This window comes from Chloroflexus sp. (assembly GCF_034435895.1).
In the GTDB taxonomy this organism is placed as follows: domain Bacteria; phylum Chloroflexota; class Chloroflexia; order Chloroflexales; family Chloroflexaceae; genus Chloroflexus.
Window position 1 is genome coordinate 1 of record NZ_DAOTWH010000205.1, and the last position, 20,907, is coordinate 20,907.

Here is a 20,907-nt window from a genome sequence, read left to right on the forward strand (position 1 = left end):
CCCCGCCGGAAGCGTCATCGGGCCGCCCCCATCCGGCCAGTAGCCGTGCGGCTCCCGCCCATGCCCCGCCGGATAATTTGACAGCATCCCCGCCTCATTCCATAATCCTTATGCAACAATCGCAACGGGTCGTTGCGTTCAAGAGTAGAGTTGTCCGTCCGAGCGGCTCGCGGCCTCACCTAAACGCTAGGACTACCACTATGAAAAAACTCGGCGTGATCGATCTTGGTTCCAATACCACACGCCTGATTGTGATGGCATACGAGCCGGGCTACAGCTTCCGGCTCACCGATGAGGTGAGCGAAACCGTGCGCCTTGCCGAGGGGATCGGCCCGTCGCGTATGCTCCAGCCGGCGCCGATCCGGCGGGCGGTCGAAGCGCTGCGGATGTTCTATTCCCTCTGCCAATCGACCGGGGTCGATCAGGTGATCGCGGTCGGTACCAGCGCCATCCGCGAGGCTGCCAACCAAGCCGAGTTCTGGGCCGCCCTGCGCGCGGTCACACCGCTCGATCTCCGCATCATTTCAGCAGAAGAGGAAGCCTACTTCGGCTATTTGGGCGCGATCAACGCCTTGCCGTTGCCCACCGGCGCTCTCTTCGATACCGGCGGCGGTTCGACGCAGGTGATGGCGGTACACGATCGCGCACTCATCCGCAGCTTTTCGGTGCAAGCCGGCGTCGTACGCTTCACCGAACAATTCGTGCAGAGCGATCCCATTAGCCGCGCCGACCTGCGCCGGCTGCGCGAAGCTGCTCGCGAGGCCTTTGCCCCGCTCGATTGGCTGCCCGATCTGCGCCACGGCAAGTTGGGCGGCATGGGTGGTACGGTGCGTCAACTAGCCCGGATTGACCAAAAGCAGCGCAATTACCCGCTCGAACGGGTGCATGGCTATGTGCTGACCCGTGAAGCACTTGAGTGGATGATCGAAGAACTGGCCCGCCGTCCGCGCCGTGAACGGCTCCAGATTCCGGGGATGAAAGAGGAGCGGGTGGATGTGACGCTGGCCGGCGCGGTGATCATCGCCACCTTGATGGATCGTGGCGGCTTCCCCAGCTTGCTGGTCAGCGGCCAAGGCGTGCGCGAAGGCATTTTCTACCAGCACTTTCTCGCTGACCAGCCGCAGCCGTTGCTGGCCGATCCACGCCGGTTTAGCGTGCTCAATCTGGCCCGGCTGACCCATTACGAACCCGAACATTGCGCCCGCGTCGCCCATCTGAGCCAATCGCTCTTCGACCAACTGGCGCCGCTGCACGGCTATGGCGCATGGGAGCGGGAATTGCTTGGGTATGCCGCCATCTTGCATGACATTGGCGTCAGCGTCGGTTATTACGATCACCACAAACACGGCGAGTATCTGATCCATAACGCCGCGCTGCTTGGTTTTAGCCACCGCGAAATTGTGATGATCGCCGGGCTGGTGCGCAACCACCGCAAAGGTTGGAGCGGCCTAGCCCCCTATGCGGCGATTATCACCCGGGATGATGAAACGCGCATTGCCCGTCTCAGCGCGATGCTCCGCTTGGCCGAATATCTCGAACGCAGCAAGAGCCAGATTGTGCGCGATGTGCGAGTGCAGATCGGCGAAGCGATTACGATTGATATCGTGGCCGACGGCGATGCCCACGTCGAAATCTGGGAGGCGACGCGCCGCAGCGGTCTCCTTCGCCGCAGCTTCGGGCGTGAGGTGCAGATCAGGTCGGCATGAGCGTGTGCTATAATGCGTGTTAACGATACGTGAAGGAGTAGACATCGTTCATGCGGTGCCCATTCTGCCACTTTCCAGAGACCGATGTGATCGATACTCGCAAGCTCTATGAGGGCGAGGTGATCCGGCGCCGGCGTAAGTGCCGCGCATGCAGCCGTCGCTTCACCACCTACGAGCGGATCGAATCGGTGAGTCTGATGGTGGTCAAAAAGGATGGCACCCGCGAGCCCTACGATCGCGAGAAGATCGCTCGCGGCGTGCGCACCGCTTGCTACCGCCGTCCCGTCTCGGCGGACGCGATCGAACAATTGGTGAACGATGTCGAAGCGATGGTGATGGCAACCGACGAGCAAGAGATTAGCTCGCAGGCGATCGGCGATGCAGTGATGCGCCGGTTGCGCGATCTCGATGAAGTTGCCTACATCCGGTTTGCTTCGGTCTATCGCGCGTTTACCGACATCGGCAAATTGCGCGAAGCGGTTGATGAATTGCTGGAACGGGAAGGCGACCGCAATGGCCGCCCATAACTGACAATAGTAGAGGATTTTATGAGCGTCGAGACGACACCGCAGCCGGTGTCAGAACCAACGGCGAAGCTGTCATTCCTCCAGCGCCTTGTCCATTCATTTCGCTCAATTGAATGGGTGCAAGTGCTGCTGGTTGGCCTTATTACCGCGATTGCGTGGTGTTCGCTCTTTTTGGCTAACAACATTTTACAGATTCTCGCTGGCGTGGTGCCGGTGCTGGCCGGCATCTATCTGGGCCGCAAGGTGCGCGGCGAGTATCTGGCCAATGGCCTTGCCCTCGGTGTGGTGACGTTTCTCTTCGGGTTGGCCATCATGGCTGGGTATGGGTTGGCCGGTCAAGCCGGCATTGCCCCGATGCCGGTGATCCAACTCGATCCCGATCAACCGGCCGCGCCGGCCACGTTGATCGATCTGATTACGATCTACTTTATCTTCTCGGCGTTTGCGTTGATCCCCTTCCCGGCGTTTGGTACGGTGATGTCGGGCCGGGCTGAAGAGCGCAACCGCCAGTTGCAGAAGGAGATCGCCGAGCGCGGTGGTCGCCTCGAACGGCCCAATGTGGTACGCACGCTCGAAGATTTGCAGGGGTTGTCGCTGCCTCAGTTTGGCTCGTATGTGCTGAATCTCTTTCGGAAGAAGGGGTTTGAGTTCAAGGATTATCGCTTTATCGATAAGGATAAGCACCTTGATCTTGAACTGACCTACGAAGGCGTTACGTACCTGCTCCGGCTGTCAGTTGCCGATAAGGTGCGGCCCGGTACGCTCGAGAGCCTGTTGCAGGATATGAAGCGGATGGGCATTCCGAAAGGGTTAGTTATTACGTCAACTGAGTTCACGCCCGATACCGTCAAAGCGGCGAGCGGGCGGCGTAATGTCCTTATTATTGATGGAGCGACGCTGTTTGCGATGGCAGAGGGGTAGAAGAGCATGCTACTTGATCTGAGCGGGCGGGTTGCGATTGTGACTGGCGGCAGCCGTGGGATTGGCCGCGCTACCGCTGAACGGTTGGCTGCCAGCCGAGCAACGGTCGTGGTCAATTACCGTGGCAATGCTGCGGCAGCCGAGGCGACCGTGGCGGCGATTACTGCTGCCGGCGGCAAAGCGCTGGCCGTGCAAGGTGATGTGAGCCAACCGGCTGATGTTGAGCAGTTGGTAAAAACCACACTCGAACAGTTTGGCCGGATCGATATTCTGGTCAACAATGCCGGCATCACCCGCGATAATCTGCTCTTGCGGATGAAGGAGAGCGATTTCGATGAGGTGATCGCAACCAATCTGCGCGGCGTCTTTCTCTGCACCCGCGCGGTGCTGCGCCCGATGACCAAGCAGCGCTTTGGCCGGATCATCAATATCACGTCGGTGATTGGGTTGATCGGCAATGCCGGTCAAGCCAATTATGCGGCGGCCAAGGCCGGGATCATCGGCTTTACCAAATCGACCGCGCGCGAAATGGCAAGCCGTGGCATTACCGTCAATGCCATTGCTCCCGGCTTTATCGAGACGGAAATGACCGATGCCCTCAACGAAGAGACGCGCAAAGCCATTCTGGCGACGATCCCCCTCGGCCGGTTCGGCCAGCCGGCTGAAGTAGCGGGATTAATCTGTTTCCTGGCCTCTGATGCCGGTGCGTATATCAGCGGGCAAACGCTGACTATCGACGGCGGGATGGTGATGTCCTGATGATCCGCAAAGTGTTAGTAGCCAACCGCGGCGAAATTGCCGTGCGTATCATTCGGGCTTGTCAGGAGTTGGGCATTCGTACCGTTGCGGCGTACAGCACTGCCGATCGCGATTCGCTGGCGGTGCGGCTGGCTGATGAGGCGGTCTGTATCGGGCCGCCCCCGCCGGCGAAGTCGTACCTCAACGCGCCGGCGTTGATCAGTGCGGCGCTGATCTCAGGCTGTGATGCGGTGCATCCCGGCTACGGCTTCCTCTCGGAAAATCCGTATTTCGCCGAGATGTGCGCCGATTGCAACCTGATCTTCATCGGCCCGCCGCCTGAGCCGATCCGCTTGATGGGTGACAAGGCGATTGGCCGTGAGACCATGCGCAAAGCCGGCGTCCCGACGGTGCCCGGCTCTGATGGCGAGGTGCGTTCGCTAGAAGAAGTCATCGATATTGCTCGCCAGATCGGCTATCCGGTGTTGCTCAAGCCATCGGGCGGCGGTGGTGGTCGCGGTATGCGAGTGGCGTATGACGAAGCCGATTTGCAACGTGCCTATCCTACCGCTCGCGCCGAAGCCGAGGCCGCCTTTGGCAACGGCGCGCTACTGCTGGAAAAGTATCTCACCCGCGTGCGCCACGTCGAAATTCAGGTGCTGGCTGACCAGTACGGCCATGCGATCCACCTTGGCGAGCGCGACTGTTCGGCCCAACGCCGGCACCAAAAGATCGTTGAGGAAGCGCCATCGCCGGTCGTTACGCCGGAATTGCGCGCCCGTATGGGTGCCGATGCAGTGCGCGGCATCCAGTCAATTGGGTATGTCAATGCAGGTACGCTCGAGTTTTTGCTCGATGAGCAGGGGAATTACTATTTCATCGAGATGAATACCCGTATCCAAGTCGAACATCCGGTGACCGAACAGGTGACCGGCGTCGATTTGGTGCGCTGGCAGTTGCGGATCGCCAGCGGCGAACGCTTGACGCTGCGGCAGGAAGACATTACAATAGCACGGCACGCGATTGAGTGCCGGATTAATGCCGAAGATCCGGAGCGTGACTTTTTGCCGGCCAGCGGCGAAGTGGAATTTTATCTGCCACCCGGTGGCCCCGGGGTGCGGGTTGACTCGCACCTTTACTCAGGGTATGCGCCTCCCGGCAACTATGACTCGTTGCTGGCGAAAATTATTACGTTCGGCGATACCCGCGACGAAGCGCTGAACCGGATGCGGCGGGCGCTCAATGAGTGTGTGATTACTGGGATCAAAACAACCATCCCGTTCCAATTGGCGTTGATCGATGATCCGGATTTCCGGGCCGGACGGATCCACACTGGGTATGTGGCCGAGCTGCTGCGCCAGTGGAAGGAGACACTCAATCCGGCGTAGGCCGGTGGCGGGATGCGTATGGGGAGGGCGAGATTGGCCAGTCAGCGGCATCGAGTGCGGATCGCAGCCTTGCAGATCCTGTTTGAAGTTGATGAAACCGATCACGCGATTGATCAGGTGCTCGAACGCCGGCTCGCCGATGAACCAATGCCGCCTGAGAGCGCCGAATTCCTGCGCCGCCTCGTCTTTGGCGCATGGGAGCACCGCTCGTATCTCGACCGGATTATCGAAGAGGCCGCCCCGAACTGGCCGGTCGCGCAGATGCCCGGCGTTGATAAGGCGGTGCTGCGGATTGCCCTGTTTGAGCTGCTCATTGATGATATTGAGCGGACGCCGCTGAAGGCGGTGATTAATGAGGCGGTCGAGCTGGCCAAACAGTTCGGCAGCGATAATTCCAGCCGGTTTGTAAACGGCGTGCTTGGCACGGTGGTTATTCGCTACCTTGCCGAGCGCGGCGATGAGGAATAGCCGTCTTTGAAAGGAAGGAACACAACCAATATGGCTTCGCCTGAGATGGAGGAACGCCTGCGCAAGATCATCGTCGATCAGCTCGGCGTTGATGAGGCGCAAGTGGTGCCGAGCGCGTCTTTTACCAAGGATCTGAATGCCGACTCGCTCGACTTAGTTGAGTTGATTATGTCGATTGAGGAAGAATTCGGCGTCGAGATCCCCGACGAAGAGGCGGAGAAGATTCAGACCGTCGTCGATGCGCTGAAGTACCTCGAAACCCATCAGAGCAACGAGTAGCGGCAAGTTGATCGAATTGCAATGCAAGGATCCGCGGCGGGGGAAACGACCCGCCATTGTTTGTTTACGGGTTATTGCCGCAGAGTAGTAGCATTGGCGCTGGCGCCCTTCGCGCAAACCGCACGCTGTGGTAAGATAGTAGTAGCATCGTATCACCGGCCAACTGCGGAGTTGTATGGAGATCTTTAACGTTCATCTGCCTGAGCTGATCCTCATCGCCGGTCTTGCGCTCGTGCTCTTTGGCCCGGAACGGTTGCCGGAGTTGGGGCGCTTCGCCGGCAAGCAGGTGGCGAAATTCCTCGCGTGGCAGCAACAGTCGCCTGAACTGCAAATGATTAACGAGATGCGCAACGAGTTTGAGCGCGAGATCGCCCAATTGCGCGATGAATTGGTACGGACGCGCAACCAGCTCGATGTGCGGAACGATATGCAAGCGGTGGTTGATGAAGTGAAAGCCGTTGGGGAGCAGATGCAAACCACGCTGAACGAGGCCTTGCCAACCGCTCAGCCGGCCTCGCCGCTGCCTGACGCAACGCCGTCACCGGCCAAGCCAATGATCCGCCCGCCGGCCCAAGCGCCGGTGCCGGCAGCGATGTCCATCGAGCCGGTCACCAACAACGCCGGTGTTGCCCAACCCATTACCGATGAAGATCGAATGCGCTTTGCCGAGGTGGCGGCGCCGGCAACGGCATCACTTGCCCAGAGCGCTGCTGAACCAGTCACGCCTGCCGAGCTCAGCGAAGTGCTGACCCGGCTCAATGGCTTGGCGGCTGAACTCCAGTCGATAGTCTTTCAGTTGCAGGCGCGCGGCTTGTTAGATCAACACTGGCAACCGACCGTCGCGCCGGCCCCCGTTTCCGAGGAGACTGTCGCGCCATGACTACCAAACCGGCCCCAGCAGGCCAAGCCGATGAGACGTCGATGACGCTGGTCGAGCATTTGATCGAGCTGCGCAGCCGGATTGTCAAGGCCGGCATCGGCGTGCTGATCGGCATGGTGTTTGGCTTTATCGCGGTGTGGCCGCAAGGCCCGATTAAACTGATCGATATTCTGATCTTGACCTTTGCTCCGATCAACGACCGCTTCGCCCCGATCCAGTCCGTCGGCACCACCGAGCAGTTCACCAGCTATATGAAGGTGGCGTTATTGGTTGGCGTGATTCTGGCGATGCCGGTGATCGTGTACCAACTATTGGCTTTTATTGTGCCGGGCCTGCTCGAAAGCGAACGGCGGTTGATCTTTCGCGCCTTGCCCTTTGTGACCTTTTTCTTCCTTGCCGGGATTGCCTTCGGCTGGTTTGTCACTACGCCAGTGGCCATTCAGTTCCTGATCGGCTTTTCCGACTCGCCGCTCATCCAAACCCAACCGACATTGTCTGATTTTCTTGAAACTGTGTCGATGTTGTTGTTGATTAACGGCGTGGTGTTTGAACTACCGATCATTATCTATGTGCTCGCATACCTGAATGTCACCACCGCCAAGCAATTGGCCGGCTACCGGCGCTATGCGATGGTCGTAGTGGTAATCATCGCCGCGTTTATTACCCCGACCGGCGACCCGGTGAATCTGATGTTGCTGGCGCTGCCGATGTACCTGCTGTACGAGGTTGGCGTGATATTGGCGCGGTTTGTACCGGCAGCCAAAGCGCCGCGTAAAGCCAAACGCAACGTCGAGGCATCGTAGCGGCACAGCGCCGCTGTGCCCGTACAGTGAGCGAATTGCTATATATAAATAGAAGGCATCAGAATCAATGGTTGGAGGTGAGCGTTATGGTGGAACGGATTTGTCCGGCCTGTCGCCATAGCAACCCGCTCGAGAACCGGTACTGCGGCGCGTGCGGCGCAGCGCTCACCGGCAATGATGCGTTGGCTCCCCGCGAACCGGGTGCCTTGGCTCCCCGCACCTTGTCACTCTCGCCGGCGCAGATGCGCCAGATCGGCGCCGCGCTGGCGCTCGGCGCGGCCACACTGGCGATCGAAGTGGGCAAGGCATGGCTGCGCCGCCGGATGGGTACGCCAGCGCCGGTTGCGCCGATTACCGCCGTTACCCAGAACCCGATCACGCCTGCCGCTGAACCGGTCAGTGTGACGACCACGATTATCAGCCAGCGCGTGGTTGAGATTTGGGAGCGCGGTGAATTGGTGCGGCAGGTGGTTGAGCGGCATGTCTGGCGCAAAGAATAGCTGCACACCGGCGCAGGTACTCGATACCGTGCAGGATACTGGCCCTGTGCCGCAGCGCAGGGTTTGTTTTTCCTGATCGCCAACGCGGCGAGGGTTGGCTACCTGTTCCCGATGTGCGTGTCGTCGTGACTCTTCCCCGGAACCGGCGCGGCTCTGGCAGCGTCATCCATAGTGTGGTACGATACTCTTACCGCCGACACAGGAAGGACTGGCGATGACGCAGGCGATAAACCCTTCAACCTATCAGCTATTGCGCCGGCAGTTGCGCCCGCTAAGCCTCAAACTGCGCCTGAGCGATGGCATTGTGCTGGCGAGCCGCACCCTATGGATGGCGCTTACCGGGAGTGCAGTGGTGGCGGCCATCGGTTGGATCACGCCGGTGCCGCAGTTGCTCTGGTGGGTGTTGGCGCCGATCGCGCTGTGGTTGGCGGCTATCGCCGGCATCAGCGCGTTCCGGCCATTGCCGCCGCGCCGGGCTGCGCAGCGGGTCGATCGCATCCTCAACCTGCGCGAACGGCTCTCGACCGCGATTGAATTGTATGAAACCGGCTCCGATTCGCCGCTCGCGCCCTACCAACAGGCTGATGCGGGTGCGCTGGCGTTGCAGCTCCATCCGCGCCAGATCCCGATCGTGGCGCCGCGCCAGCCATTGCTGCTGGCGTTGCTGCCGGCGCTGGTGACGGTTGCATTACTGACGCTGCCCAACCCGATGAACCAGATCTTGGCCGAGCGCGCCGCTGTCGCCGCGATGATCGAACAGGTCAATCAGCAATTGGCCGAATTAGAGCAAGAATTGGCCGCGCGCGATGATCTTACGCCCGAACAACGGGCCGAGTTAGAGGCGATTCTGCGCCAGTTGCAAGCTGAATTGGCCCGCAACCCCGGCGATCGCCAAGAGGCGCTGGCCGATCTGGCCCAAGCCGAAATGCGGCTGCGCCAACAACTTAATCCGCAAACGGACGCGCGCCAAGCGGCGCTGGAACAGTTGGCGCGCCGGTTGGAACAGCTCTCAAATAACCCGACATCGCCGCGCCCAACGCTTGACCAGTTGCGCCAACAGCTTGAGAACTTGGCAGCCAGCCTCGATCAGATGAGCGCTGCGGAACGCGAGGCGTTAGCCCAAGAACTGGCCCAGCAGGCTGCGCAACTCGCGTCGGCGGATCGCGCCACCGCGCAGGCCCTGCAAGATGCAGCGCAGGCGCTCGAACGCGGCGACACCCAAGCCGCTGCTGAGGCCTTGCAGCAGGCCGGCCAGCAGGTGCAAAATGCCCAAGCTGCCGCCGCTGACCAGCGCGCCGTCCAACAAGCGTTGAGCAATACCCAAGCGGCCCGCCAGCAAATTGCGCAGGCTGGCCAACCCGGCCAAGGCCAGCAGGGGCAGGCCCAACAAGGCCAAGGGCAAGGCCAGCGGGGGCAACAAGGCCAACAAGGCCAAGGGCAAGGCCAGCAGGGGCAACAAGGCCAACAAGGCCAACCCGGCCAAGGCGGCGGCTCGACGGCTGACAATCTCGGCCAACAACAGAGTAATGCGTCAAGCAATGTCGATCCGAACCGGCCAAGCTCGCAACAGGGGCAAGGGCATAACGATGGCCTCGTGTACCAACCCTTCCGGCCCTCCGGCCAAACTGGTGATCCTGACTTTATCGCCGGCCAGCAGGGCAGCGGCGGCAGCAGCGAGGTGCGTCCGGGCCAAGGACAGCAGGGTGGTTTGAATAACCCTTCAGTTGTGCCCTACGAGCAGATCTTCCCTGAATATCAGCGCACGGCGACGGAAGCGATCGAACGCGGCAGCGTGCCGATTTATTTGCAAGATCTCGTCCGCGAATACTTCTCGCGGCTGGAACCATAGAAATGCGGAGTGTTTTGCTCTGCATGACAGCATCTCTGCATATCTGAGGAGGATACCAGCATGACCGCTGCTTCGGAAGCTGCGATCGCCTTGACGCCGGAAGAGTTTCGGCAACGCGCGCAACACATCGAAGCCGAAGTCGCGCAAGTGATTGTCGGCCAGCATGAACTGATCCGGCAGGTGATTATTACGCTGCTCGCTAGCGGGAATGCGCTGCTTGAAGGTGTGCCCGGCTTGGCGAAGACCACGCTGGTGCGCACCTTGGCCGATGTGATCGACTGCAAATTCTCGCGTATCCAGTTTACGCCCGATTTGATGCCGGCGGATATTGTCGGCACCACGCTGATCAGTGAAGATGCCCATGGCCATAAGTCGTTCCGCTTTGAGCCGGGGCCGATCTTCGCCAACTTAGTGCTGGCCGATGAAATCAACCGCGCAACGCCGAAGACCCAGTCGGCGTTGCTCGAAGCGATGCAAGAGCGCACGGTAACGGTCGCCAAGACAATCCATCAACTGCCCCGTCCCTTCTTCGTCTTGGCAACCCAAAACCCGCTCGAGATGGAGGGGACGTATCCGTTGCCGGAAGCGCAGCTCGATCGATTCTTCTTTAAGATCAATGTCGCTTTTCCGACGGCAGCCGAACTGGTGGAGATTGCCCAACGCACGACCGGCGCGCGCCAGCCGGCAGCGCGCCATGTCGCCGATGGGCCGACCATTATCCAGATGCAAGAGCTGGCGCGCACGGTGCCAATCGCGAGCCATGTGCTGGCCTACGCGGCCCGGCTGATCACGGCCACCCATCCTGAAGGCAAAGACGCGCCGGCGATAACCAAGCAGTATGTGCGTTACGGTGCGTCGCCACGCGGGATGCAGACCTTGATTTTGGCCGGCAAGATTTTGGCGTTGCTGGATGGGCGCTATAACGTCTCGTTTGGTGATATTCGCTTGGCGGCCTTGCCGGCGCTGCGCCACCGCGTCTTGCTCAACTTTGAAGCGCAAGCTGAAGGGATCAGCGCCGATGAGGTGGTTAAAGGCGTGCTGGAAGCGGTCAAGGAGGAGTGATGGCCGAGCCGTTGCTCACAGCCGCTTTCCTGCGCAAGCTGGATCGGCTAGCGTTGCAAACCCGGCGCGCGATGGCCGGTGATCTGCAAGGCGAGCGGCGCAGCCCCAAACGTGGCTCGTCGGTCGAATTTGCCGATTTTCGCCCATACACCACCGGCGATGATATTCGCCAGATCGATTGGAACCTCTACGCCCGCGCGGAACGGTTCTACCTAAAGCTGTTTGTGGCCGAAGAGGAACTCAACGTTCACCTGCTGGTTGACACCAGTCGCAGTATGGCTTGGGGCGAGCCGGAAAAGCTGCACTATGCGCGCCAGATTACAGCGGCATTTGGCTATATCGCGCTTAGCAACCTTGATCGGGTGAACGTGACCGCGTTTGGCGGGCGACCGGCGGCGGTGAGCGGGATTCGCGGCAAACGCGGCGCAGTGGCACTATTTGAGTTCTTGCAGCGGCTCGAAGCCGGCAGCAGCGCCAACCTAACCCAGTTCTGCCGCAACTACATTCAGACGGCGCGCAGCGCCGGCCCGCTCTTGCTCTGCTCTGATTTGTTTGATCCGGGTTGGCGCGATGCCCTGCGTACCCTGAGTTCGCGCCCGTTCGAGATTACGGTGATGCACGTGCTCGCGCCGCAAGAGATCGATCCGCCGCTCGAAGGTGACATTCGCTTGATCGATAGCGAGGGTGGGCCGGCGGTTGAAATTAGCGCCGATCTGGATGTGTTGCAACGTTACCGCGAATCACTACGCGCATGGCAAAGCGAGATCGAGGCGTTTTGCAGCGGGAGAGGTATGCGCTATGTGCCGGTGAACACTACCGAACCGATCGAAGATTTCGTCTTTGGCCAGTTACGCCGGGCTGGTGTGATCCGATGATCGAAGTGCGCTTGATTAAACCCAGAAGCGGCCAGATTATCCGCTATCCGGCGACGGTGCTGGCGCGCGATGCGCAGAGTGTAACGGTGCGGGCCGAGTGGCGGTTGGGCCGGGTTGATCTCGGTCTGTTTAGCATCGAGCCGGGTGATGTGATGATCGAAACTTTCTACGCCAACCGCTGGTATAACATCTTTCGCGCCCAACGGCCCGATGGCATGACGCGGGGGTGGTATTGCAACCTTGCCCGTCCGGCCCGGATCGATGATGCGGTGATCGAGACGGAGGATTTAGAGATTGATTTGATCGTGAGCGCCGACCGCCGGCGCGCCGAGATCAGCGATCTCGACGAGTATGCAGCGCGTGGGTTGGCGCTGGCTGAGCCAGATACCGATGCGGCGTTGCGCGCGGCGATTGCCGAATTGCGTGATCTGATCGCCCGTGGCGAAACGCCATTTACGGATAACGTGCTGTAAGGACAAAGCGTTGCTTTGTCCCTCCGGGTGGGTAGACGAGAATGTCATTCCTTGCTCCCTTAGCGTTGCTTGGCGCGGCGATTGCCGGCCCGCTCATTGTGGCGATGTATTTGCTCAAATTGCGCCGCGAAGAGCAAGTCGTTTCGTCAACCTTTCTCTGGCAGCGCATGGTGCGCGATATCGAAGCCAATGCGCCATGGCAGAAGCTGCGCCGTAATTTGCTGCTCTTTTTGCAACTGCTGCTCATGCTATTGTTGGTGCTGGCGTTGGCCCGGCCTTTCTTGCCTGTCACCGGCATTAGCGGCGCGAACCTGATTATTATCTTTGACCGCTCGACGAGCATGCTTGCGACCGACGAACCGCCAACCCGACTTGAGGCGGCGCGGCGGCAGGCGCTGGCCCTGATCGATCAACTGCCGGATAACGGGCGGGCGACGATCATCACCGTTGGCGGCCAAATGGAAGCGCCAATCGCTTCCTCAAGTGACCGGCGCGAACTGCGGCGCGTGATCGAGCGCATTCAACCGAGCTACAGCAGCCAGTCTGACCTCACCCAAGCATTGACGCTAGCTTCGGCATTGGCTGCCCGCGAACCCGATAGCGAAGTGGCGATTATTTCCGACGGGAATGTGATCCTGCCTGATGGATTACGGGTGCCGGCGCGGGTGCGTTACTTCCCGATTGGCCGCTCGTCGGACAATGTGGCGATTAACGCGATTGCGCTCCAACCCGGCCCCTTCGAGCAGACCCTGTTCGTGCAAGCGGTGAACTATGGCGATAGTCCCGTCACGCGCCGTCTCTCGCTCTATCTTGATGGCGTACTAGCGTACGCGATCGATCTTCCGCTCGATCCGGGCCGCGAACAAAGCTTAACCCAGACGATCCCGGCCACTGTGGCGGTCGTTGAGGCGCGCCTTGATGGGCAAGGCGATGCGTTGTCGGTAGACGATCGGGCTTACGCGGTCAGTCCGCAACGCGAGACGGTGAAGGTGCGACTGGTAAGCGATGGCAATCGCTTTCTCGAAACCGGTCTCTCGCTGTTGCCCGGCCTTGAGGTGACGCGCGTGCCGACCACGACGCTCACCTTTATCGAAAGCGCCGCCGAAGTGCCGCTGACCATCTTTGATGGGGCGGTTCCTACCGAGCTGCCTCCCGGCAATCTGCTCTTCATCGGCCCGCTGCGCAGCACCGAACTCTTCTCGATCACCGGTGAATTCGACTTTCCGCTGATCCGCCCGGCGGCGCTGGAAGATCCGCTGTTGCGCAATATACGGCTCAACGATGTCAATATTCTCCGCGCGCCGCGCATCGTGCCCGGCCAATGGGCGCGGGTGATTGTCGATAGCGACGGCGGCCCGCTCTTGCTGGCCGGTGAGCGGGAAGGCCGGCGGATCATCGTGCTGGCGTTTGATCTGCACCTGTCGGATTTGCCGCTCAACATCGCCTTCCCGCTGCTGCTCTCGAACATGATCGAGTACCTCTTGCCGGTGAGCAGTGTGCAACTGACGACCGGCCAACCGATCGTGGCGCCGGTTGATAGCACGATCGAAGAGGTGCGAGTTATCCGGCCCGATGGCCGGGTGGTGAGTTCACGCGATGGGCAGGTGCAGGTGCAAGCAAACCAAACCTTCTACACCGAAACCGATCTGCCCGGTGTCTACACGCTCGAAGAGCGACGCGGCAACGAAGTCATAGCCAGTCGTCGTTTTGCGGTCAATCTCTTTGCCCCCAACGAATCGCGCATCACACCGCAACGCGATCTCGCCATCCCGCAGCTCAGCGGTGCGCAGAGCACGGTTGCCCGCGAGCGCGACGGTCGCCAAGAGCTGTGGCGTTGGCTGGCGTTGGCGGCGCTGATCGTGCTGTTGGTGGAATGGCTCTATTATCAGCGGAATACCATTGCCTTGCTGCGCGAACGCTGGCGGCGGCGGACGGCGCAATAGCTATTGTCTCTCTGTAAGAGTGCGGCAGTCTCACTGCCGCACTCTAAATATTCCAACTTGCCCCACACATCGCTAAGACGCGATATAATACAACATACCGGTGACAAACCAATCCCAACCATCAGCGAGGAGTGTGCGGTGAGCGTCTACAACCCCAACGATGCCGATTTTGCGTTTACGATCGGGATCGAAGAGGAATACCAAATCGTCGATCCCGAAACTCGCGAGTTACGCAGCTACATTACCCAGATCCTTGAACCGGGACGCACAATCCTGCGCGAGCAGATCAAGCCCGAAATGCACCAAAGTATTGTCGAAGTCGGCACTCGCCCTTGCCGCACCATCAGCGAAGCGCGCGCTGAGATCACCCGCCTGCGCGGCGCGATCGCCGGGTTGGCGGCCCGGCACAACTTGCGCATCGTCGCCGCCGGCACCCATCCCTTTTCGTCGTGGATGCAGCAAGAGATCACGCCCGACGAACGCTACCACATGGTGGTGGGCGAGATGCAAGATGCCGCGCTGCAATTGCTCATCTTCGGCATGCATTGCCACATCGGCATGCCGAATAACGAGGTGGCAATTGAATTGATGAATGTCGCGCGCTACATCTGCCCGCACCTGCTGGCGCTCAGCACCTCATCGCCGTTCTGGATGGGCCGCAACACCGGTTTCAAGTCGTACCGCAGCGTGATTTTTAGCACCTTCCCGCGCACCGGTATCCCGCCGACGTTCCATTCGGCCAGCGAGTTTGAGCGGTATGTCCAGTTGCTGGTCAACACCGGCTGTATCGACAACGGCAAGAAGATTTGGTGGGATCTGCGCCCGCACCCGTTCTTTGGCACGCTTGAATTCCGGGTCTGTGACATCGCCACCAAGGTCGAGGAGTGTCTGGCGTTGGCGGCAACGATGCAGGCCCTGATCGTCAAGTTTTACACCATGTTTGAGGATAACACCACCTTCCGCGTCTACCGGCGCGCGTTGATCAACGAGAACAAGTGGCGCGCGCAGCGCTGGGGCCTCGACGGCAAACTCATCGATTTCGGCAAGCGCAAAGAGGTGGAGGCAAAGGCGCTCGTGCATGAAATCGTTGCGTTGGTTGACGATGTGGTGGATATGCTCGGCTCGCGCAAAGAGGTCGAATACCTGCTCACGATTGTCGAGCAGGGTGCCAGCGCTGACCGCCAACTGCGCGTCTTTGCCGAAACCAACGATTTAAAGGCGGTGGTCGATAATCTGATCGCCGAGACGATGGAAGGCGTGCCAGTAATGACCTTTGAAGCCGAGTCGCAAGCGACGCACGGATAAGCAGCTTTAGCAAAGAGGCTCGATATGCAAATTGAACTGACGCCAGAGCAGGAATCGATTCGCCAGATCGTCCGCGAATTCGCTGAGAAGGAGATCGCTCCCAAGGCGCGCTATGTTGACGAGCATAGCACCTTTCCGCATGAAACGTTTGCGAAGATGGCGCTGCTTGGCTTGATGGGGTTGCCCTTTCCCGAAGAGTACGGCGGAGCCGGGGCCGATAGCGTCAGCACAGCGATCGCGATCGAAGAAGTGGCGCGTTGTTGCGGCAGCACGGCGCTGGCCTACGCTGCCCACATCGGTTTGGGCAGCGCGCCGATCGCGATGTTCGGCAGCGAAGAGCAGAAGCGCCGGTTTTTGACGCCGGCAGCCAAAGGCGAGTATCTGGCTGCGTTTGGCCTCACCGAACCGCACGCCGGTTCGGATGCCGGCGCGACCCGCACGACGGCCCGCTTGGTGGGTGACGAGTGGGTGATCAACGGTCAAAAGATGTGGATTACCAACGCGCCGCTGGCCGGCCACATCATTGTCACGGCAGTGACCGATCCCGAACAAGGGAAGAAGGGGATTTCGGCGTTCATCGTGCCACGCGGCACGCCGGGCCTGAGCTTTGGCAAGCACGAGCCGAAGATGGGCTTGCGCGGCTCGGTCAGCACGGCGGTGATGCTCGACGATGTGCGAGTGCCGCGCGAGAATCTGCTTGGCGAACGCGGGCGCGGGTTTATCCAGTTCTTGCAAGTGCTCGATGGCGGACGGATCGGGATCGGCGCAATGGCGATCGGGTTGGCGCAGGCTGCATACGAGGCCGCTGTCGCCTATGCGCGCGAGCGCACTGCGTTCGGCAAGCCAATCGGTGCGCACCAGTCGGTTGCCAATATGATTGCGAATATGGCCGTTGATCTCGCTGCGGCCCGCGCGCTGGTCTATGGCGCGGCCAAGCTCAAAGACGCTGGCAAGCCGTATACCCGCGAGGCGGCCATGGCCAAACTCTTCGCCTCGGAAGCGTCGGAACGGATCTGCCGCGATGCCATCCAGATCTTCGGCGGTTACGGCTACAGCCAAGAGTATCCGGTCGAGCGGCTCTATCGCGATACCCGCTTGCTGACCATCGGCGAAGGCACCTCGGAAATCTTGCGTAACGTAATTGCGCATTCCGTACTTGGCCTGCGGGGGTAACAGCTTGTGCTACAATAGGGTACGCACGATAGCCAGTGCCCGTTTGGTCTCAGACGAGGAAGTAGTATGACGCAGAGCCAGCCCGAGACCGACCGCGCCAGTCCTGCGATTAATGCTGCCGATCTGCAGGCCCTAATCGCGCAGGGACGGCAGCGAGGCTTTGTCACGTTCGAGGATATTCAGCGGCTGGTTCCCAATCCAGATGAGTCGATCGAGCTGATCGACAGTATTTATGTCGCTTTGGCCGAGGCCGGCATCCCTGTGCAAGACGGGGAGGAACCGGCGCTTGATGATGAGCCGCTGACGCCGGCCGCAATGGATCTGGAGCTCGATGATGAGTTGTCGGATGCGTTACTGAGCGACAGCGTGCGGCTCTATTTGCGTGAAATTGGGCAGGTGCCGCTGCTGACCGCCGAACAAGAAAAGCGGCTTGCCCAGTTGATCGAGCGCGGCCAAGCCGCTGAACGAAAATTGGCCACGCTTCCGCCTGATAGTCCGGAAGCGGCGCGCCTGCGCGCGCAAAAAGCGCAAGGTGAGGAAGCGCGCCAACAAATGGCGGCAGCCAATTTGCGGTTGGTGGTGAGCATCGCCAAACGCTATCGCGACCGTGGCTTGCCGCTGCTCGACCTGATTCAGGAAGGGAGCCTCGGCCTGTTGCGCGCGATCGAGAAGTTTGATCACACCAAGGGCTATAAGTTTAGCACTTACGCGACGTGGTGGATCAAACAGGCGTTGTCGCGCGCGTTAGCCGATCAATCGCGCTTGGTGCGCTTGCCAGTCCATCTCGGTGAAACGCTGAACCGGATCCAAGCCGCGCGCCGCCAGTTGACCCAATCGCTCGGTCGTGAGCCAACCGATACTGAGTTGGCAACTCATTTGGGGATGAGCGAGGAAAAACTGCGCGAACTGCGCCGGACAGCGCAGGATCCGGTTTCGTTGGCGACGCCGGTTGGGGAAGAGGCTGACAGTACGTTGGCTGACTTCATCCCTGATCCGCACGCGCTCGATGCCGATGATGCCGCCGCTAGCGGTATGCTGCGCCAGCAAATTGCTGCTGCGCTCGACCAGCTTAGCGAACGCGAACGGCGGGTCTTGGAGCTGCGTTACGGGTTGACCGATGGCCAGCCGCGCACGCTCGAAGAGGTGGGCAAGGCGTTTGGGGTGACGCGCGAGCGGGTGCGCCAAATCGAAGTCAAGGCCCTACGCAAATTGCGCCATCCACGGTTGGGTAAGCTGTTGAAGGATTACCTCGACCAGATTTAAGGGGATGAAGCTGTGTGAGCGCCGGAGCAAGACTGCCTTGCTCTGGCGCTCTGTTATCTAGAAATACTATTGAGCATGCAACACCTTAGCCAACGCTTCGCCCGGTTTGGGTTTTATGCGCGCATCGCTCTTCGCTCGTCGGCGCCGGTACGCCGTTTGACGGATTTAATTATTGCCAATATCTTATTTAACCTACCGATCACGCTACGCAAACAACTGTTCGTGGGCGAACACGCCTTCTGCCCCATCTGCCATTCGCATTTGTCCGGTTTTCTCACTGCCCTATCTTCGCCGATGTCCTGGTGTCCGGTATGCCGCTCCTTGCAACGGCACCGGTTGATCTGGCTTTTTCTCGAGCGTTTCCACCTCATCACACCTGAGCAGCCGCAAACCATGCTGCATTTTGCCCCTGAGCCGGGATTGGCGCGACGGTTTGCGCAGATGCATCATCTGAGATATGTCACTGCTGATTTATTCGATCCGTCAGTCATGATGCGATTTGATATTACTACGATCCCTTTTAATGATCACACGTTTGATCTCATTCTTTGCAGTCACGTGTTAGAGCATGTGCCCAATGATCACCAAGCCATGCGCGAACTGTACCGCGTGCTCAAACCGGGAGGCATCGCACTGATTCTGGTGCCGATTCAAGGTGAACACACGTTTGAGGATGCTACAATTACTGATCCGTTGCTGCGCGAGCGCTATTTTGGCCGGTTTGATCACGTGCGGACGTATGGAATTGATGTCATCCAGCGCTTGCAGCAAGCTGGTTTTAGTGTGAAAGCGGTTGATGTCAAGGATATTGCAGCGGATCAAGCGGAAATTGAGCGTATGGGTTTGCCGCCACGAGAGAAAATCTTTGTTTGCTGCAACGAGCCGGGGTGAGCGTCGCGCTATGGTCAAGGAGCGGCTAGGCAGCCGCCCCGACGCACGCAGATGAGTTACCGCCGCGCCAAATTAGCCGCGACCAGCAACGGATCCCACACCGGGGCAAAGGGCGGTGCGTAGCTCAGATCAAGCTCAGCGAACTCATCCACTGTCCAACCGGCTTGCAAAGCGGCGGCCACGGTATCAATCCGCTTCGCCACACCTTCGCGACCAACTAGTTGCCCGCCGAGCAGCCGGCGGGAGGTTTGATCAAACACCAACGAGACGGTGATCGGCTGGTGGCCCGGCATGTAGTGCGCGCGCGAGTAGGCCGTGGCGCTGACAGCGGTCGCGTTGAAGCCCTCGGCTTGGGCGCGGGCCAGCGAAAGACCGCTGATCGCCGCTTCCAAATCGAACACCTTCACCACGGTGGTGCCGACAATCCCGCCAAAGCGGGCATCGCCGCCGGCGAGGTTTTCACCGGCCACTCGCCCCTGCTTATTGGCAGTCGTGCCAAGCGGGATCCACGCCGGCTTGCCGGTGACACGGTGCAAGGCTTCGGCGACATCGCCTGCCGCCCACACGTGGGGCAGATTGGTACGCTGGCGATCGTCAACCGCGACTGCGCCAGTCGGGCCGAGCGCAATTCCGGCAGCTTGGGCTAATGCCGCGCTTGGTCGCACCCCGGCGGCTAAAATCACGATCTCGGCAGGGATTGTCTCACCATCCACCACCACGCCGCGCACCCGCTCATCGCCAAAAATGCTTTGCACCGGTTGGCCTACGCGCAGATCAACCTGCTGCCGGCGCAGCTCGTCAGTCACTTGGGCAGTGAAGTCAGGATCAAACGACGGTAACACCTGCGGCAACCGTTCGACCAGCGTCAGGGTCACGCCGTGCGCAGCCAACGCTTCGGCCATCTCAAGGCCAATATAGCCGCCGCCAATAATCACGCCGGTGCGCGGGCGCTGCTCGGCCAACCACGCCTTGATCGCGAGCGCCTCTTCTACGCTGCGCAAAGCAAACACGCCGGGCAGATCGAGGCCGGGCAACGGCGGACGAGCAGGCTGACCGCCGGTCGTCAGCACCAACTCATCCCAGTGATCGACAAACTCGCGGCCATCCTCCAGATCGCGCACGCGCACCGTCTGCCGGACGGGATCAATCTCAAGCACTTCGTGCCGGATCAGGGCCTGAATGCCTTGCTTGGCAAACTGGGCCGGCGTGCGCACAACGACATCCTCTACCCGCGCAATTTCACCCTTGATTGCATAGGGAAAGCCGCACGCGCCGTAGCTTACATAGCCGGAACGTTCGTAGACCACAATTTCAAGCGTGGGATCGGTGCGCTTGGCCTTGGCCGCCGCGCTCATCCCGGCTGCACCGCCGCCGATGACTACTACCCGTCGCGCCATACATTATCCTCCGTGGTGATGTGTACGCATCCCATGTAATAAAGATGCAGAGAAGTGGGTAAATGTTACGTGGGAAGAGGGCTATGGTATTATTGAGATGCAGAAGCGTTTACGTCGATAGACAACTCATGGATCTAGAACGGCGATCTCAACTCAAGCAAGACTTTCGGCAGAAACTCCAGACTTTTGTTGAATCTTTGCGGGAATTCGTATCAACGAGTAATGGTAATTGGACTATCAAGGAATTTATTGACATACTTCAAAATATTTACACAATATCAGGTGATACAAAAGTAGTATCTAAAATTATAGAGCTCCATCTTTTGCTAAAAATTTTTGAGTTTGCCGATCAGTCAGGCTATAAAATCGTTCTCCCTGATCACCAAAATTATTACTGAGGTTTTGCACAATCGAGAGGGGGTTGCCAAGGGTAGTAGAATGGAGGCATCAGGACGCGGTTGAGGCG

The 20,907-nt window shown here is 59.7% G+C and carries 21 protein-coding genes; 20 read left to right on the forward strand and 1 reads right to left on the reverse strand.

Features of this window, described 5'->3' with window-relative positions:
- The first annotated feature begins 200 nt into the window (after positions 1–200).
- The 19 genes from U9R81_RS12130 (at position 201) to U9R81_RS12220 (ending at position 19,044) form a co-directional block, all read left to right on the forward strand.
- Positions 201–1,706 carry a Ppx/GppA phosphatase family protein gene (locus tag U9R81_RS12130; RefSeq protein WP_322495710.1) on the forward strand — a complete coding sequence of 502 codons (1,506 nt, stop codon included), beginning with the start codon at positions 201–203 and terminating at the stop codon, positions 1,704–1,706.
- Between the two features lie 50 nt (positions 1,707–1,756).
- Complete coding sequence (nrdR, locus tag U9R81_RS12135) at positions 1,757–2,233, forward strand: transcriptional regulator NrdR (RefSeq protein WP_066785489.1); 477 nt, start codon at positions 1,757–1,759, stop codon at positions 2,231–2,233.
- A gap of 21 nt (positions 2,234–2,254) precedes the next feature.
- Complete coding sequence (locus U9R81_RS12140) at positions 2,255–3,154, forward strand: restriction endonuclease (protein ID WP_322495711.1); 900 nt, start codon at positions 2,255–2,257, stop codon at positions 3,152–3,154.
- A gap of 6 nt (positions 3,155–3,160) precedes the next feature.
- Positions 3,161–3,913: a 3-oxoacyl-[acyl-carrier-protein] reductase gene (gene fabG, locus U9R81_RS12145; protein WP_322495712.1), complete on the forward strand. Its 753-nt coding sequence runs from the start codon at positions 3,161–3,163 to the stop codon at positions 3,911–3,913.
- Positions 3,913–5,280: an acetyl-CoA carboxylase biotin carboxylase subunit gene (gene accC / locus U9R81_RS12150; protein WP_322495713.1), complete on the forward strand. Its 1,368-nt coding sequence runs from the start codon at positions 3,913–3,915 to the stop codon at positions 5,278–5,280. Before fabG ends, accC begins: the two co-directional genes overlap by 1 nt.
- Before the next feature lie 18 nt (positions 5,281–5,298).
- A complete protein-coding gene (nusB, locus tag U9R81_RS12155) occupies positions 5,299–5,748 on the forward strand; it encodes a transcription antitermination factor NusB (protein ID WP_322495714.1) in 450 nt (149 codons plus the stop codon).
- A 30-nt stretch (positions 5,749–5,778) separates the two neighbouring features.
- A complete protein-coding gene (locus tag U9R81_RS12160) occupies positions 5,779–6,027 on the forward strand; it encodes an acyl carrier protein (protein WP_322495715.1) in 249 nt (82 codons plus the stop codon).
- A 175-nt stretch (positions 6,028–6,202) separates the two neighbouring features.
- The gene (locus U9R81_RS12165) at positions 6,203–6,907 is read left to right on the forward strand and encodes a twin-arginine translocase TatA/TatE family subunit (RefSeq protein WP_322495716.1); all 705 of its coding nucleotides are present in this window, start codon (positions 6,203–6,205) and stop codon (positions 6,905–6,907) included.
- Entirely contained in the window at positions 6,904–7,710 is an 807-nt protein-coding gene (gene tatC, locus U9R81_RS12170) for a twin-arginine translocase subunit TatC (protein ID WP_322495717.1), read from the forward strand. Before U9R81_RS12165 ends, tatC begins: the two co-directional genes overlap by 4 nt.
- Before the next feature lie 86 nt (positions 7,711–7,796).
- The gene (locus tag U9R81_RS12175; RefSeq protein ID WP_322495718.1) at positions 7,797–8,210 is read left to right on the forward strand and encodes a zinc ribbon domain-containing protein; all 414 of its coding nucleotides are present in this window, start codon (positions 7,797–7,799) and stop codon (positions 8,208–8,210) included.
- A 214-nt stretch (positions 8,211–8,424) separates the two neighbouring features.
- A complete protein-coding gene (locus U9R81_RS12180) occupies positions 8,425–10,059 on the forward strand; it encodes a hypothetical protein (RefSeq protein WP_322495719.1) in 1,635 nt (544 codons plus the stop codon).
- A 60-nt stretch (positions 10,060–10,119) separates the two neighbouring features.
- A complete protein-coding gene (locus U9R81_RS12185; RefSeq protein ID WP_322495720.1) occupies positions 10,120–11,121 on the forward strand; it encodes a MoxR family ATPase in 1,002 nt (333 codons plus the stop codon).
- Positions 11,121–11,996 (forward strand): DUF58 domain-containing protein, encoded by an 876-nt coding sequence (locus U9R81_RS12190; RefSeq protein WP_322495721.1) that lies wholly within the window; start codon positions 11,121–11,123, stop codon positions 11,994–11,996. Before U9R81_RS12185 ends, U9R81_RS12190 begins: the two co-directional genes overlap by 1 nt.
- Positions 11,993–12,469 carry a DUF402 domain-containing protein gene (locus tag U9R81_RS12195; RefSeq protein ID WP_322495722.1) on the forward strand — a complete coding sequence of 159 codons (477 nt, stop codon included), beginning with the start codon at positions 11,993–11,995 and terminating at the stop codon, positions 12,467–12,469. Before U9R81_RS12190 ends, U9R81_RS12195 begins: the two co-directional genes overlap by 4 nt.
- Before the next feature lie 41 nt (positions 12,470–12,510).
- On the forward strand, positions 12,511–14,412 hold the full coding sequence (locus tag U9R81_RS12200; RefSeq protein ID WP_322495723.1) for a VWA domain-containing protein: 1,902 nt from the start codon (positions 12,511–12,513) through the stop codon (positions 14,410–14,412).
- 138 nt (positions 14,413–14,550) lie between these two features.
- Entirely contained in the window at positions 14,551–15,717 is a 1,167-nt protein-coding gene (locus tag U9R81_RS12205; protein ID WP_322495724.1) for a carboxylate-amine ligase, read from the forward strand.
- Positions 15,718–15,741: 24 nt separating this feature from the next.
- Positions 15,742–16,890 carry an acyl-CoA dehydrogenase gene (locus U9R81_RS12210; protein ID WP_322495725.1) on the forward strand — a complete coding sequence of 383 codons (1,149 nt, stop codon included), beginning with the start codon at positions 15,742–15,744 and terminating at the stop codon, positions 16,888–16,890.
- A 66-nt stretch (positions 16,891–16,956) separates the two neighbouring features.
- Positions 16,957–18,153, forward strand: coding sequence for an RNA polymerase sigma factor RpoD (rpoD, locus tag U9R81_RS12215; RefSeq protein ID WP_322495726.1), 1,197 nt, complete (start codon positions 16,957–16,959; stop codon positions 18,151–18,153).
- 156 nt (positions 18,154–18,309) lie between these two features.
- The gene (locus tag U9R81_RS12220) at positions 18,310–19,044 is read left to right on the forward strand and encodes a class I SAM-dependent methyltransferase (protein ID WP_322495727.1); all 735 of its coding nucleotides are present in this window, start codon (positions 18,310–18,312) and stop codon (positions 19,042–19,044) included.
- 56 nt (positions 19,045–19,100) lie between these two features.
- Here the strand turns inward: U9R81_RS12220 and U9R81_RS12225 are convergent, their stop codons facing one another.
- On the reverse strand, positions 19,101–20,441 hold the full coding sequence (locus U9R81_RS12225) for an FAD-dependent oxidoreductase (protein WP_322495728.1): 1,341 nt from the start codon (positions 20,439–20,441) through the stop codon (positions 19,101–19,103).
- Between the two features lie 128 nt (positions 20,442–20,569).
- Here U9R81_RS12225 and U9R81_RS20085 point away from each other — a divergent pair, with 128 nt between their 5' ends.
- Entirely contained in the window at positions 20,570–20,839 is a 270-nt protein-coding gene (locus U9R81_RS20085) for a type II restriction endonuclease (protein ID WP_416180961.1), read from the forward strand.
- The last annotated feature ends 68 nt before the right edge of the window (positions 20,840–20,907 follow it).

What these genes read in the sequence shown, in the direction of transcription:
- U9R81_RS12130 (WP_322495710.1), top strand. Translation starts at nt 201, where the DNA reads ATGAAAAAACTCGGCGTGATCGATCTTGGTTCCAATACCACACGCCTG.
- nrdR (WP_066785489.1), top strand. Translation starts at nt 1,757, where the DNA reads ATGCGGTGCCCATTCTGCCACTTTCCAGAGACCGATGTGATCGATACT.
- U9R81_RS12140 (WP_322495711.1), top strand. Translation starts at nt 2,255, where the DNA reads ATGAGCGTCGAGACGACACCGCAGCCGGTGTCAGAACCAACGGCGAAG.
- fabG (WP_322495712.1), top strand. Translation starts at nt 3,161, where the DNA reads ATGCTACTTGATCTGAGCGGGCGGGTTGCGATTGTGACTGGCGGCAGC.
- accC (WP_322495713.1), top strand. Translation starts at nt 3,913, where the DNA reads ATGATCCGCAAAGTGTTAGTAGCCAACCGCGGCGAAATTGCCGTGCGT.
- nusB (WP_322495714.1), top strand. Translation starts at nt 5,299, where the DNA reads ATGGGGAGGGCGAGATTGGCCAGTCAGCGGCATCGAGTGCGGATCGCA.
- U9R81_RS12160 (WP_322495715.1), top strand. Translation starts at nt 5,779, where the DNA reads ATGGCTTCGCCTGAGATGGAGGAACGCCTGCGCAAGATCATCGTCGAT.
- U9R81_RS12165 (WP_322495716.1), top strand. Translation starts at nt 6,203, where the DNA reads ATGGAGATCTTTAACGTTCATCTGCCTGAGCTGATCCTCATCGCCGGT.
- tatC (WP_322495717.1), top strand. Translation starts at nt 6,904, where the DNA reads ATGACTACCAAACCGGCCCCAGCAGGCCAAGCCGATGAGACGTCGATG.
- U9R81_RS12175 (WP_322495718.1), top strand. Translation starts at nt 7,797, where the DNA reads ATGGTGGAACGGATTTGTCCGGCCTGTCGCCATAGCAACCCGCTCGAG.
- U9R81_RS12180 (WP_322495719.1), top strand. Translation starts at nt 8,425, where the DNA reads ATGACGCAGGCGATAAACCCTTCAACCTATCAGCTATTGCGCCGGCAG.
- U9R81_RS12185 (WP_322495720.1), top strand. Translation starts at nt 10,120, where the DNA reads ATGACCGCTGCTTCGGAAGCTGCGATCGCCTTGACGCCGGAAGAGTTT.
- U9R81_RS12190 (WP_322495721.1), top strand. Translation starts at nt 11,121, where the DNA reads ATGGCCGAGCCGTTGCTCACAGCCGCTTTCCTGCGCAAGCTGGATCGG.
- U9R81_RS12195 (WP_322495722.1), top strand. Translation starts at nt 11,993, where the DNA reads ATGATCGAAGTGCGCTTGATTAAACCCAGAAGCGGCCAGATTATCCGC.
- U9R81_RS12200 (WP_322495723.1), top strand. Translation starts at nt 12,511, where the DNA reads ATGTCATTCCTTGCTCCCTTAGCGTTGCTTGGCGCGGCGATTGCCGGC.
- U9R81_RS12210 (WP_322495725.1), top strand. Translation starts at nt 15,742, where the DNA reads ATGCAAATTGAACTGACGCCAGAGCAGGAATCGATTCGCCAGATCGTC.
- rpoD (WP_322495726.1), top strand. Translation starts at nt 16,957, where the DNA reads ATGACGCAGAGCCAGCCCGAGACCGACCGCGCCAGTCCTGCGATTAAT.
- U9R81_RS12225 (WP_322495728.1), bottom strand. Translation starts at nt 20,441, where the DNA reads ATGGCGCGACGGGTAGTAGTCATCGGCGGCGGTGCAGCCGGGATGAGC.
- U9R81_RS20085 (WP_416180961.1), top strand. Translation starts at nt 20,570, where the DNA reads ATGGATCTAGAACGGCGATCTCAACTCAAGCAAGACTTTCGGCAGAAA.